18 protein-coding genes are annotated in these 12,787 nt (G+C 55.8%); 12 read left to right on the forward strand and 6 right to left on the reverse strand.

Going from position 1 to position 12,787, the window contains the following annotated elements:
- Positions 1-75: 75 nt before the first annotated feature.
- Positions 76-582 carry a chemotaxis protein CheX gene (locus OEW58_06145; protein ID MDH5300927.1) on the forward strand — a complete coding sequence of 169 codons (507 nt, stop codon included), beginning with the start codon at positions 76-78 and terminating at the stop codon, positions 580-582.
- Here the strand turns inward: OEW58_06145 and OEW58_06150 are convergent, their stop codons facing one another.
- The 6 genes from OEW58_06150 to coaBC form a co-directional block, all read right to left on the reverse strand.
- Complete coding sequence (locus OEW58_06150) at positions 583-1,338, reverse strand: sulfite exporter TauE/SafE family protein (GenBank protein MDH5300928.1); 756 nt, start codon at positions 1,336-1,338, stop codon at positions 583-585.
- A 75-nt stretch (positions 1,339-1,413) separates the two neighbouring features.
- A complete protein-coding gene (gene slmA, locus OEW58_06155; protein MDH5300929.1) occupies positions 1,414-2,025 on the reverse strand; it encodes a nucleoid occlusion factor SlmA in 612 nt (203 codons plus the stop codon).
- Between the two features lie 20 nt (positions 2,026-2,045).
- Positions 2,046-2,939, reverse strand: a complete 894-nt coding sequence (gene argB, locus OEW58_06160) for an acetylglutamate kinase (GenBank protein ID MDH5300930.1) — start codon at positions 2,937-2,939, stop codon at positions 2,046-2,048.
- Positions 2,940-2,992: 53 nt separating this feature from the next.
- Positions 2,993-4,393, reverse strand: a complete 1,401-nt coding sequence (locus OEW58_06165; protein ID MDH5300931.1) for a phosphomannomutase/phosphoglucomutase — start codon at positions 4,391-4,393, stop codon at positions 2,993-2,995.
- A gap of 32 nt (positions 4,394-4,425) precedes the next feature.
- Entirely contained in the window at positions 4,426-4,881 is a 456-nt protein-coding gene (gene dut, locus OEW58_06170; protein MDH5300932.1) for a dUTP diphosphatase, read from the reverse strand.
- Positions 4,853-6,079, reverse strand: a complete 1,227-nt coding sequence (gene coaBC / locus OEW58_06175) for a bifunctional phosphopantothenoylcysteine decarboxylase/phosphopantothenate--cysteine ligase CoaBC (protein MDH5300933.1) — start codon at positions 6,077-6,079, stop codon at positions 4,853-4,855. The genes dut and coaBC overlap by 29 nt, the downstream gene beginning before the upstream one ends.
- A gap of 53 nt (positions 6,080-6,132) precedes the next feature.
- On the opposite strand from coaBC, the gene radC reads away from it, so the two are divergent.
- The 11 genes from radC to OEW58_06230 form a co-directional block, all read left to right on the forward strand.
- A complete protein-coding gene (radC, locus tag OEW58_06180) occupies positions 6,133-6,810 on the forward strand; it encodes a DNA repair protein RadC (GenBank protein MDH5300934.1) in 678 nt (225 codons plus the stop codon).
- 36 nt (positions 6,811-6,846) lie between these two features.
- Positions 6,847-7,368, forward strand: coding sequence for a porin family protein (locus OEW58_06185; protein ID MDH5300935.1), 522 nt, complete (start codon positions 6,847-6,849; stop codon positions 7,366-7,368).
- Between the two features lie 104 nt (positions 7,369-7,472).
- Positions 7,473-7,709, forward strand: a complete 237-nt coding sequence (gene rpmB / locus OEW58_06190; GenBank protein MDH5300936.1) for a 50S ribosomal protein L28 — start codon at positions 7,473-7,475, stop codon at positions 7,707-7,709.
- Between the two features lie 11 nt (positions 7,710-7,720).
- Positions 7,721-7,876, forward strand: coding sequence for a 50S ribosomal protein L33 (gene rpmG / locus OEW58_06195; GenBank protein ID MDH5300937.1), 156 nt, complete (start codon positions 7,721-7,723; stop codon positions 7,874-7,876).
- Positions 7,877-7,988: 112 nt separating this feature from the next.
- Positions 7,989-8,570 (forward strand): transglutaminase family protein, encoded by a 582-nt coding sequence (locus OEW58_06200; protein MDH5300938.1) that lies wholly within the window; start codon positions 7,989-7,991, stop codon positions 8,568-8,570.
- A 154-nt stretch (positions 8,571-8,724) separates the two neighbouring features.
- The gene (locus OEW58_06205; GenBank protein MDH5300939.1) at positions 8,725-9,300 is read left to right on the forward strand and encodes a YfaZ family protein; all 576 of its coding nucleotides are present in this window, start codon (positions 8,725-8,727) and stop codon (positions 9,298-9,300) included.
- 223 nt (positions 9,301-9,523) lie between these two features.
- Positions 9,524-10,168: an alpha/beta hydrolase gene (locus OEW58_06210; protein MDH5300940.1), complete on the forward strand. Its 645-nt coding sequence runs from the start codon at positions 9,524-9,526 to the stop codon at positions 10,166-10,168.
- A 161-nt stretch (positions 10,169-10,329) separates the two neighbouring features.
- Complete coding sequence (gene ruvC / locus OEW58_06215; protein MDH5300941.1) at positions 10,330-10,830, forward strand: crossover junction endodeoxyribonuclease RuvC; 501 nt, start codon at positions 10,330-10,332, stop codon at positions 10,828-10,830.
- A complete protein-coding gene (ruvA, locus tag OEW58_06220; GenBank protein ID MDH5300942.1) occupies positions 10,827-11,441 on the forward strand; it encodes a Holliday junction branch migration protein RuvA in 615 nt (204 codons plus the stop codon). Before ruvC ends, ruvA begins: the two co-directional genes overlap by 4 nt.
- On the forward strand, positions 11,438-12,484 hold the full coding sequence (ruvB, locus tag OEW58_06225) for a Holliday junction branch migration DNA helicase RuvB (GenBank protein ID MDH5300943.1): 1,047 nt from the start codon (positions 11,438-11,440) through the stop codon (positions 12,482-12,484). The genes ruvA and ruvB overlap by 4 nt, the downstream gene beginning before the upstream one ends.
- Before the next feature lie 12 nt (positions 12,485-12,496).
- A partial coding sequence (locus OEW58_06230; protein MDH5300944.1) for a YbgC/FadM family acyl-CoA thioesterase occupies positions 12,497-12,787 on the forward strand: 291 nt, incomplete at its 3' end.

Consider the following 12,787-nt stretch of genomic DNA (forward strand, 5'->3'; position numbering starts at 1 on the left):
GCCAACAACCACACTCAAGAACAGGAATAGTGCGCCGATCAATTATTGAACTAATTTTCTGATGGGCGGCTAGGCATGAATGTCGAGTTGGTCAATCCGGTACTAAAAAACGTGGTCGATATGCTGGGTTTGATGGCGCGGTTGGAGCTGGCGCCAGGCAAGCCGCAGCTGAAGAAAGGCGACAAATCCCTGGGCGAGGTCACAGGGATGTTGCGCATCAATGGCGAGGGAATCATGGGGTCGGTGGCGATTTCATTTTCCCGATCGCTGATTTTGGCGCTGTGCCGGCGCATGCTACGGCGTCAACCATCGGCCATTGACCCTTGGGTGCTTGATCTGGCCGGCGAGATTGCCAACATGGTGACTGGCAGCACCAAGGTGCTGCTGGAAGAAAAAGGCTACCGATTGACCATGAGCTTGCCTGAGGTGCTGAATGGTGCTGGGCACGTGATCAAGCATCATGCGCCGATGAAGGTCATCGTCGTGCCGTTTCGCTGCCAGGAAGGTGAGCTGTACGTGGAAATGTGCATTGATTACGACCCGCAGGCCTGTCCGGTGGCCCGCAAGGCGACAACCGGTTAATCAGCTCAGGATGAGCTTTAGTCCCACCGTCAGCGTGACAACTTCGTAAATCCGCTTGATCCATTTGTTGCCTTTGGCAATGGCCAGGTGGGCCCCCAAATAGCCGCCAATCAGCGATCCCAGAATCAGCGCCGGCAACCAATCCCAGGCAATGCTGCCCTGCAATCCCAAGGTCACGGCCCCAGTGCCATTCCAGAATAAACCGACCAGTACCAGCGTATAACTGACGGCGGTTTTGTAATCCAGTCCAAACCAGCGCACTAGCCACAGGGTGACGAACAGGCCGGTGCCTGAGGTCAGCGAGCCGTTGAGCACGCCGATGAAAAACAGCAGCCCGCCACCAATCAGATAGCCGCGCCGGTCGCGATGTTGTGGCTGGCTGTGCTGACCGAGATTGGGTTTGAAAATCGAATACAGCCCCAGGCTGATGGTCAGCACGCCCAGCGCCACCTGGGCGACATGGTCAGGAATGCTGAGGATGATGTTGGCACCAAGGATCACGCCGGGCAGGCCGCTGGCCAGAATCAGCGAAGCAAATTTCCAGTCCAGGGGTTTTTCCCGCAGGTTGCGCACGGTGGCGCCAATGCCGAGAAACACACTGGCGACTTTGTGGGTGGCCAGCGCCAGGCTGAATGGCAGGCCGAGGAAAATCAGCGCAGGCAGCTGAATCAGACCGGCACCGCCGCCGGCAAACGCCGACAACAGGTTGGCCAGCAGCGAAATCAGAAACAGCAGGATTTGATCAAACCAGGACACGGGCGACGCCTAAAGATGGGGAATGGCAATGGCCACGGCTCGCAGTGAGATGAGCCGTGGCACAGAGCAGAACAATTATGCGGGTTCGATCTGGCTGGCGAACAGGGTTTCGGACAATAGCAGCCACTGTTGTTCCCAGTGTTCGGTGGGGCGCTTGCTAAAGCCGCTGCGGGCAAACTGGCTGATCCGACCCTCAACCGTGGCCAGCATCAGGTTGGCGGCGGCATTGATCGGGAAATTGTCCGGCAACTCGTTGCGCATACTGCCTTCACGCAATATTTGCTTGAGCTGGGTGTCCAGGCGCTCGTAGAACTGGTTGATGCGACCACGCAGACGTTCGTGTTCACCGACCAGTGCGTCACCCAGCAGGATGCGGGTGATGCCCGGGTTGCGCTCGGAGAAACCCAACAGCAGTTTCAGCAAGGCAGCACTGCGGTTTTGTGCATCGGCGTGGTCGGCCTGGATGCGATTGATCAGACTGAAAACCGTGTCTTCGGTGAATTCAATTAGGCCCTCAAACATCTTGGCCTTGCTGGGAAAGTGACGATAGAGAGCGGCTTCGGAAATGCCCACGGCCTTGGCCAGACTGGCGGTGGTGATGCGCGTGCCCGGATTGGTTTCCAGCTCGCGCGCCAGGGCTTCGAGAATTTCCTGTTTGCGCGACGATTTCGCTTTGTTAGTACTCACTGCGTCTACTCCGTTTACGTTTAGCTGCGGATTAATGTACCGATGCCTTCGTCCGTGAAGATCTCGAGCATTACGGCATGTTTTACTCGGCCGTCAATTATGTGGGCGGTGTGAGCGCCTTCTTGTACGGCTTTGAGGGCGCTGTCGATTTTGGGCAGCATTCCCCCATAGATAGTACCGTCTTGTATCAGTTCGTCCACCATTTTGGAACTCAGACCGGTCAGCAGATTGTTGTTTTTATCCAGCAGACCGGGAATGTTGGTCAACAGAATCAGCTTTTCGGCCTTCAATGCTGCAGCCAATGCACCGGCCACCAGATCGGCGTTGATGTTGTACGCTTCGCCGTTCTCGCCCACGCCCACCGGCGCAACCACCGGGATGAAATCGTTGGCCACCAGACGTTCGATCAGGGTGGTGTCGATGCGGCTGACCTCACCGACGTGACCGATGTCGATAATTTCGGAGGCATTCAATTCAGGCGAGTTGTTTTTCAGCGTGAGTTTTTTCGCGCGGATCATGTTGCCGTCTTTACCGGTCAGGCCCACGGCTTTGCCGCCATGGGTGTTGATCATGCCGACAATTTCCTTGTTGACCAGACCGCCCAAAACCATTTGCACCACGTCCATGGTTTCGGCGTCGGTGACGCGCATGCCCTGGATGAATTCGCTTTCTTTGCCGATGCGCTTGAGCAGATTGCCGATCTGCGGACCACCGCCATGCACCACCACGGGATTAATGCCAACGGCTTTCATCAGTACGATGTCACGGGCAAAACTGGTTTTTAATTCCTCGTCTATCATGGCGTTGCCGCCGTATTTGATGACGAAGGTCTTACCGGCAAAACGCTGCAGGTAAGGCAGGGCCTCAACCAGGACTTTGGCGATATTCATGGCTGAATTGGCATCTAAACTCATAGGCGCTAATCTCGTATCTCGGGAGGTGCTGATTATACTCGGTATTTTTGTAGTTAAAACGGGAGTTTGAGGCTGTCGTCCAGACTTTGGAACAATTTGCGGAACTGTTCCTGGATGGACAGCATGGCATTTTCGTCCTCGCCCTCAAAACGGATGACCAGACAAGGCGTGGTATTGGAGCCGCGCACCAGTCCCCAGCCGTTGGCAAAATCTACCCGCAAACCATCAATCGTGGTGATTCTGGCGTCGCCAAAATTGGCCGCCTGGGTCAGGCGAGCCATGAACTCAAAGTGTTCGCCGTCGCGATCAAATTCCAGGCGCAGTTCCGGGGTGTTGACCATGTTGGGCAGGCTGGCAAAGACTTCGCCGGTGGAGCGTGAATCCTTGGACAGAATTTCCAGCAGGCGTGCGCCGGTGTAGAGCGCATCGTCAAAGCCGAACCAGCGCTCCTTGAAGAAAATATGGCCGCTCATTTCGCCGGCCAGTGGCGCGCCGGTTTCCTTCAGCTTGGCTTTGACCAGGCTGTGACCGGTTTTCCACATCAGTGGCTCGCCGCCGGCCTGTTCAATGGCAATGTGCAGATTGCGTGAGCATTTGATGTCGTAAATGATTTGTGCGCCGGGATTGCGTTCAATGATGTCCAGTGCGTACAGAATCATTTGGCGGTCAGGCCAGATGATTTCGCCGCTGGGCGCAACCACGCCCAAACGATCGCCGTCGCCGTCAAAGCCAAAGCCAACGTCGTAGCCGCCGTGGATTACTTTTTCGATCAGGGTTTCCAGGGTTTCCGGCTGGCTGGGATCGGGGTGGTGGTTGGGGAAGTTACCGTCGATTTCGCAGAACAGCTCGGTCACGTCACAGCCCAGTGCGCGGAACAGTTTGGGGGCCAGTTCACCGGCCACGCCATTGCCGCAGTCGATGACGATTTTCAGCGGGCGCGGCAGTTTGATGTCCGAGGCGATGCGTGCGACGTAGGCGTCCTGCACATCCTGGTGCGACAGCTTGCCCTGACCATTGACGAAGTCTTTGTCGATGATGCGTTGCTTGAGTTTCTGGATGGTGTCACCAGACAGGGTGACGCCGTTGAGCACCATTTTCAGGCCGTTGTAGTTGGGCGGATTATGGCTGCCGGTGAGCATGAAGCCTGTGCCGGTGGCCAGCTCAAAGGTGGCGAAGTACAGCACCGGCGTGGGCACGCGGCCAACATCAATCACATCCACGCCGCAGGCGAGCAGACCGTCGGTCAGCGCCTTGAGCAGGCGCGGGCCGGACAAGCGACCGTCGCGGGCGACGCAGGCCTGGTGTTTGCCACTGGCGATGATTTCACTGCCCAGCGCACGGCCGATGGCAAACATCATGTCTTCGGTCAGTCCCTGGTCGACGATGCCGCGTATGTCGTAGGCTTTGAAAATGGATTCGGTGATGGGGAAATCGGCGTTGTACTGCGTGCTCATGCGATGCGCTTGTCCTTGATTGATTTTGATTTTTACTTGCGACCGGAGGAGCCGAAGCCGCCTTCGCCGCGTTCGGAGGCGCCGAATTCCTTGACGATTTCAAAGCTCGCCTGTACCACCGGAACGAACACCAGTTGCGCCAGGCGTTCGCCCACTTCCAGTTCAAACGGTTTGTTGCCACGGTTCCAGCAGGACACCATCAGCGGCCCCTGATAATCGGAGTCGATCAGGCCCACCAGATTGCCCAGCACGATACCGTGTTTGTGGCCCAGGCCGGAGCGCGGCAGAATCACCGCCGCCAGACTCGGGTCTTCGACGTGGATGGCCAGGCCGGTAGGAATCAGCACGGTCTCGCCGGGGGCGATGGTCAGTTTGACGTCGATCATGGCGCGCAAATCCATGCCGGCACTGCCGGGCGTGGCGTAGGTGGGCAGCGGGAACTCACTGCCCATGCGAGGATCAAGAATTTTTAGCTGGATTTGCTTCATGGTATTTCTCGGCGATAAGTTGCAGTAACTGCTGGGCCAGACGCTGTTTGCTGGTCTTGCGCAACAGGGTGTCAGAATTTTTGCTGTAGACATGCAGGGCGTTGTCGTCGCTGTCAAAGCCGGTTTGTTCAGTTTCGGCGCTGGCACCCACCCAATTGGCGGCGATCATGTCCAGTTGCTTGCGCTGCAGTTTGGCCTGGGCGTTGGCCTGCAAATTTTCGGTCTCGGCGGCAAAGCCAACGCAGAAGGGGCGATGTGGGTGGGTAGATACTTCGGTGAGAATGTCGCGATTACGCACCAGTTCCAGTCGCATTTCGCTGTCGTTCTTTTTGATTTTTTGTTCAGCCTGTTGTGCCGGGCGGTAGTCAGCTACGGCAGCTGCGGCGATGAAAATATCACAACCGGGTAGGGTTTGCAGTACGGCCTGGGCCATGTCATCGGCGCTGGTGACGCGGAGGGTGGTTACGCCGGCGGGCGCAGGCAGATTAACCGGGCCGCTGACCAGAGTGACTTCGGCACCGGCCGCGCGCGCGGCCTGGGCCAGGGCATAGCCCATCTTGCCGGAGCTGCGATTGCTGATGAAGCGAACCGGGTCCAGCGCCTCGCGGGTCGGGCCAGCGGTAATGGTGACGCGCTTTCCGGCCAGACAGGGCGGAGTGAAACAGCTTTCCAGGGCCTCGACCAGTTGCAGTGGTTCCAGCATGCGACCGGTGCCCACGTCGCCACAGGCCTGGCTGCCCGAAGCAGGGCCGAAAATCTGCACGCCACGCTGGCGCAGGGTTTCGATGTTGGTTTGTACGGCTGGGTGAGCCCACATCTGTTGATTCATTGCTGGCGCTACGGCCAACGGCGCGCGACTGGCGAGCACGACGGTACTGAGCAGGTCGTCGGCCAGGCCGTGGGCCAGTCGGGCCAGGGTGTTGGCGCTGGCTGGCGCGATCAGGATGGCGTCGGCCCAACGGGCCAGTTCAATGTGTTCCATGGCGCCGGTGCCGGTCTCGAACAATTCCACATGCACCGGATGACCACTGAGGGCCTCGAAGGTCATGGGGGTGACGAACTCGGTGGCGGCGCGGCTCATGATGACGCGCACGACCGCCCCCTGGTCTTGCAGGCGGCGGACAAGGTCGGCGGATTTGTAGGCGGCAATGCCGCCACTGACGCCGAGCAGGATTTGTTTCTGGGCAAGTTGGCTCATAGGCGCTAGAGTTTACCTTTTGTGAATGGATTCTGCACGAAAAGGAAGGGGTTATGGCCATTACGGATTGGCCGGTCATGGAACGGCCGAGAGAAAAACTGTTACATAAGGGGGCGAGCGCCCTGTCGGATGCCGAGCTGCTGGCGATTTTTTTACGCACCGGAGTGAAGGGCAAGACGGCGCTGGATCTGGCGCGGGAGCTGTTACATGAGTTTGGCAGTCTGCGGGCGTTGTTGCGAGCCGAGCAGGCGCAGTTTTGTCGCGGTCTGGGGCTGGGCGAGGCCAAGTACGTACAGTTGCAGGCGGTGCTGGAGATGGGACGGCGCCATCTGGAAGCCGAAATGCTGCGCGAAGACGTGATGAGCAGTCCGGCGGTGACGCAGCGCTATCTCAAAAACCGCTTGCGCGACTACGAACACGAGGTGTTCGCGGTGCTGTTTCTGGATAATCGCCACCGGATGATTCGCTTTGAGGAGATGTTTCGTGGCACCATCGACGGCGCCAGCGTGCATCCCCGCGAGGTGGTGAAGCGCGCACTGGCCTTGAATGCCGCGGCGGTCATCTTGGCGCACAACCACCCGTCGGGTGTATGTGAACCGTCCCAGGCGGATCGCGCCATTACCCGGCGATTGGTTCAGGCGCTGGCGCTGGTGGACATCCGGGTGCTGGATCATGTGGTGGTCGGAGAAGGCGCGGGATATTCTTTTGCCGAGGCGGGTGAGTTACAATAACTGCGCGTTTACAAAGAGATAATTTGAGGTTTCTAGGTGCCATTGGTAAAACAATTGATCTCCACGGTGCTGCTGGGAGTGCTGGCAATGCCGGTGTGGGCGGCTGAGTCAGACGAATTCTGGTTTGCGCGAGCCGGAATATTGGCGGAAAATAAGCCGCAGATGGAGCCGCTGAAGATAATATCGCTGACCTATGGGCATAATGTGTCACGGGATACGTCGTTCGAGCTGGACGCGTTTAGCGGTATAGGCAGTAGCGTCGCCTCCAAGGGCGATGGCACCATGAGCGTGTCCGGTGTGTCGGGGTTTATAACCAAACGAGTGGTGTTGTCCCAGGCCGCCTACCTCAAGGGCAAGCTTGGCGGGGCGATGCTGGATAAGCGCTTTTCGGCGAGCCTGAACGACTACAGTGGCACGAAGTTTAGCTTTATTCCCGGGGTGGGAGCGGGCACGGTGTACCACGGCGGCCAGTTTCGGCGCCTGATCGTCGAGGCGGAGATAAGTCGGTTAGATGCCGACAGTTTCATAGCTACACTGGGCGTTCATCTGAAATTCTAGCTAGGGGAATTGCGGAAAGGCTGTACAAACCGGCATGGGTTTGGTATAAAGTGCGGCCCTTCGCAAAGAGTGAATTGCGCCAAGGTTTTTTGGAGAAGATTACAATGTCAAGAGTTTGTCAGGTTACAGGTAAACGCCCAATTACTGGGAACAACGTTTCGCACGCGAACAACAAGACCAAGCGTCGCTTTCTGCCGAATCTCCAGACTCACCGTTTTTGGGTTGAGAGTGAGAATCGTTGGGTGAAACTGCGTACTTCTACTAAGGGTATGCGCATCATCGACAAGAAGGGCATCGATCAGGTTCTGGTTGATATGCGTGCCCGTGGCGAGCAGATCTAAGGAGTTGCACCATGCGTGATAAAATTCGTTTGGTTTCTTCCGCTGGTACCGGTCATTTTTACACAACGACCAAGAACAAGCGTACTATGCCTGAAAAAATGGAAATCAAAAAATACGACCCGGTTGTGCGTAAGCACGTGGTTTATAAAGAAGCTAAAATTAAATAAGCTTCTTTTGCCGGTAACGTATTTGTAAAAAAACCCGCCTATGCGGGTTTTTTGCATTTTGGGCTTGTCATCAGCGTGTTGGCCGATGCTTGAAGGATGCTTCGCAGCATAAATGGAAAAATATCTACAATCCTCGAAATATATCGATTGGAAGTCTCCTCATGTTTTTTCTCTGGCGCAGAAGCTGGTTCAGGGGAAAAGTGATGAACTGGAAATAGCCAGAACCTGTTTTGAGTGGGTTCGCGACAACATAAAGCACAGTTCGGATTATCAGCTAAATCCAGTTACCTGTATTGCCTCCGACGTGTTGGAGCAGGGCACGGGATTTTGCTACGCGAAAAGTCACTTGTTGGCGGCATTGCTGAGAGCCAACAATATTCCTGCAGGGCTTTGTTATCAGCGACTGAGTCTTCATGAGAATGGTGCGCCGTATTGCCTGCATGGTTTGAATGCAATTTATCTGCGTCAATTTGGCTGGTATCGAGTGGATGCGCGAGGGAATAAGCCGGGCGTAGATGCGCAGTTTTCGCCTCCCCGCGAAAAGTTGGCATTTCCGGTGTTGGGCGAAAATGAGTCGGATTTTAAGGAAATATGGCATTCGCCACTTCCTGTTGTCGTCGATGTCCTGGAGCGATGCCAAACCTACAGTGAAGTCTTGGATAATTTGCCGGACATTGAGATTGTAAGACTATAGAATTGTGCGCAGCGACGTGCTTGGGTTGGTGGGGGCGGAATGGGGTGTTTGATGCATGCGCTGCTCTGCTACAATGAGGCCCCGACTAAAGCGGCAGTCGAATGATTGCAAGTCTTACGCGTATTGCAGATTCAGAAAATTGAGGAGAAAGAGCGTGTTCCGATTCATATTTGTGTTGCTGGCATCATTGGTGACGTGGAATGCTCAGGCGCAAACGGCGTCGGCTAGTTTGAGTGAAACCAGCGCGCAGTTGAAGTATGGCTTGCTGGTGGGTGGCGCGAGCTACGGTCGCAGCGAAATGGTGATGGGTCTGTTGTTTAATGAAAAAGATGACTACGTTGCCGAGCTGGGTTTGCATGTGGTAGATGAGGCTGGTAGTCGCGCTCGCGGTTTGAAAATTGGCGTAGGTGGTAAAGTATTTGCCACGACCATGCCCGCATCATCACGCGATGTCGATTTGTTGGCGCTGGGTTTGGGGATGCAGATGATGTATTCCTTGCCGGGTGCAGATCGCATCAGTGTGGGCGGAACCTTTTATTATGCACCACCGATTGTATCGTTTATGGATGCAGAGCGTTTTCGTGAAGGCGCGTTGCGTTTGCAGTTTGCGCTGTTCCCAGAGGCGGCAGTCTATGTTGAAGCACATCAATTTCACGTGACGTTGAGCGATGGTCGCGGCAGCTTCAGTATTGAAAAAGGCGCTCGTGTTGGTTTGCAGGTGGAATTTTAAGATTCATTAAGTTTGCTTTAAGCCTAGAACTTTAGTCTTAGCCCTGTATTCGCTGAGCACACAATACGAAAAATAAGAAAAATTTGTGCTGTTCGTGATTATCGACCTGCGCACCAAGACGCAGGAGTGAAAAAGTGGGGGGAGGGCATGTCACCTAGGCGTGTCATTATGCCGGCAGTGGTTTTCTACTGTCGGCATTGTTGTTTCTGGGGTGTCATGAGCGATGGATAGCGCAAATTCTCGACCCGCTGTGGTGCTGGTGCACGGCATCTGGATGAATTCCTGGTTTGTTTTTTTGCTTGGGCGACGTCTGCGTGCTCAAGGTTTTTGTGTCTACTACTTTTCCTATTGGCCGGTATTTCGCGGCCTTTCCCGTTGTGTCGCTGAATTTCAGCATTTCGTTCAAGCGTTACCTCATCATTCGCAACTGCATTTCGTCGGTCACAGTCTCGGTGGCAAATTAATTTGGTGTTGGATTGATCAGTATCATGTACGGCCATTGGGGCGGGTGGTGACTTTAGGTTCGCCACATCAGGATTGCGCAGTGGCGGCCCAGTTGGTTCGCCATCGCTGGGGGCGGTGGCTGCTGGGGCGGGCGCAAACGTTATTGTTCCAGTCGCAGCGACAAGTGCCACCGGGGTGGCAATGGGGAGGAATTGCTGGCAATCATGCGCTTGGGTTGGGGCGGTTGCTGGGTTCGCGTTTGCCTGCGGGGGATAGCGCGGTGTTGGTGGAAGAAACAAGGATGAGCGGCATGGCGGATCATCAGGTGTTGGCGGTGTCGCATTCGGGATTACTGCTGTCGCCCTCGGTATTTGCGCAGGTTGAAAGCTTCTTGCGGACAGGGGCTTTTTATAGGGAGTCTTAAACTTGCGCTGAGGGGGTGGTAAACTGTTGTGTCGCACGGCAGTTTGCCGTTTTGTGCGGAAAAATGCCTAAAAAACAGGCGATGCCAAGCATTTTTCGGAAAAGCGCCGTATGTGCGTTGCTCGAATTGAGCAACCGGGTTTGTCTAGTTGGAGCGGGCTATTGATGCGTATTCTCGGGATTGATCCCGGCTCGCGAATTACCGGTTTTGGGGTGGTTGAGCTGAACCAGGGGCGGCTGCGGTATGTGGCCAGTGGTTGTATTCGCACCCAGGAAAAAGAGTTTCCGTTGCGCCTGAAAGTGATTTTTGAAGAGTTGGGCTGCGTGATTCGTCAGTATCAGCCCGACGTGATGGCGATAGAGCAGGTGTTTGTGAAGAATAATGTGGCCTCGGCGTTGAAGTTGGGGCAGGCGCGCGGTGCGGCGATTTGTGCCGGAGTAACCTTGGGGTTGCCTGTGAGTGAGTATGCGCCAACGCGCGTTAAGCAGGCGGTGGTCGGGACCGGGCGGGCGGCGAAGGATCAGGTGCAGCACATGGTTGCGGCGTTGTTGCAGTTGTCGGGTTTGCCGCAACAGGATGCGGCAGATGCGTTGGCGATCGCAGTTTGCCATGGCCACAGTGTGAAATATGCGTCGAGTACTGTGCGTGGAGTATTGGCATGATCGGTCGTTTGCAGGGCGTGTTGCTGGAAAAACAGCCGCCGCATTTGTTGGTGGACGTCGGCGGGGTCGGCTACGAAGTCGATGCGCCGATGAGTACGTTCTATGTCTTGCCCTCGCTGGGCGAAAAAGTGATGTTGTTTACTCACATGGTGGTGCGCGATGATGCGCATTTGCTGTACGGCTTTGCGCGGCGTGAAGAACGCACCATGTTCCGTCATTTGATCAAAGCCAATGGCGTAGGTCCCAAATTGGCGCTGACCATTTTGTCAGGAATCTCCACCGAAGAGCTGGTGCAGGTGCTGCACGATAATGACGTCAACCGCTTGGTCAGTTTGCCAGGCATTGGCAAAAAAACCGCTGAACGGTTAATTGTTGAACTGCGCGATCGGCTCAAGGACATGGCGGTTGGTGACGGTGCGGGAACATTGTTGCCGACACTGGGAGCGGTGCCCGTTAGCAGTGAGGTAGGGGATGCCCAAAGCGCATTGATCGCCTTGGGTTACAAACCACAGGATGCCGCCCGCATGGTCAAGGCAGTGGCGGTTGATGGTATGGGAAGTGAAGAAATTATTCGTGCGGCGCTGCAAAGTGTCGCCAAGGCCAAAGCATGATAGAGCAAGATCGTTTGGTGGCTGCCGTGGCTGCCGTGGCAGACGGCCGTGATGAAGCCCTGGATCGGGCCATCCGGCCAAAAAGTCTGGCTGACTATGTTGGTCAGCAGCCGGTGCGTGAGCAATTGGATATTTTCATTGGTGCGGCGCGGGCCCGGCGCGATGCGCTGGATCACGTGCTGATTTATGGTCCGCCAGGCCTGGGGAAAACCACTCTGGCGAACATTATTGCTGCCGAAATGGGTGTCAATATTCGCCAAACCTCGGGGCCTGTGCTGGAAAAAGCCGGCGATTTGGCGGCGATGCTGACCAATCTTGAGCCGCACGACGTGCTTTTTATCGACGAAATCCATCGACTGAGCCCGGCAGTGGAGGAAGTACTTTATCCCGCGATGGAAGATTACCAGATCGACATTATGATCGGCGAAGGACCGGCGGCGCGTTCCATCAAGCTGGATTTGCCACCGTTTACCCTGATTGGCGCGACGACCCGAGCTGGCTTGCTGACCTCGCCGTTGCGCGATCGGTTTGGCATTGTGCAGCGCCTCGAGTTCTACAATAACCAGGATTTGCAGCGCATAGTGACGCGTTCTGCGCAAATTTTGGGCGTGGGGATGGATGCCACGGGGGCGGGTGAAATTGCGCGCCGTTCGCGGGGTACGCCGCGCATCGCCAACCGGCTGCTGCGTCGGGTGCGGGACTTTGCCCAGGTGCGTGCCGATGGACATATTTCTGCCGAAGTGGCCGATGCGGCATTAAGTATGCTTGATGTTGACCCGCTCGGATTCGATCAAAACGATCGGCGGCTGCTGCGTGCCATGATTGACAAGTTTTCCGGTGGTCCGGTGGGCTTGGATAACCTGGCGGCGGCGATTGGTGAAGAACGCGACACTATTGAAGATGTATTGGAACCGTATCTGATCCAGCAGGGATTTTTAATGCGTACGCCACGTGGTCGGGTGGCAACGGCGCATGCCTACGCGCATTTTGGTTTGCCCGCCCCCGGGGATCGTGGTTCAGTGATCGAGTCGATGGATGATTAACGGGAATGTCGTGTGAGTGAGACAAAAGCATTTTACTGGCCCGTTCGTGTTTATTACGAAGATACTGATTGCGGCGGAGTGGTGTATCATTCCAACTATTTGGCGTACATGGAGCGGGCGCGTACAGAGGCTTTGCGCCAGCGGGGTATTTGGCAGGCAAAGTGGGTGGCGCAACATTCCCTGTTGTTTGCAGTGCGTCATGCGTCGCTAGAATTTAAACGTACGGCAAAATACGATGATTTGCTGGCGGTTAAAACCGAATTGATCTCTTCCAATCGTTTAAGTTTACATTTCCGCCAAGAA

Source organism: Gammaproteobacteria bacterium (assembly GCA_029884425.1).
GTDB lineage: Bacteria > Pseudomonadota > Gammaproteobacteria > S012-40 > S012-40 > JAOUHV01.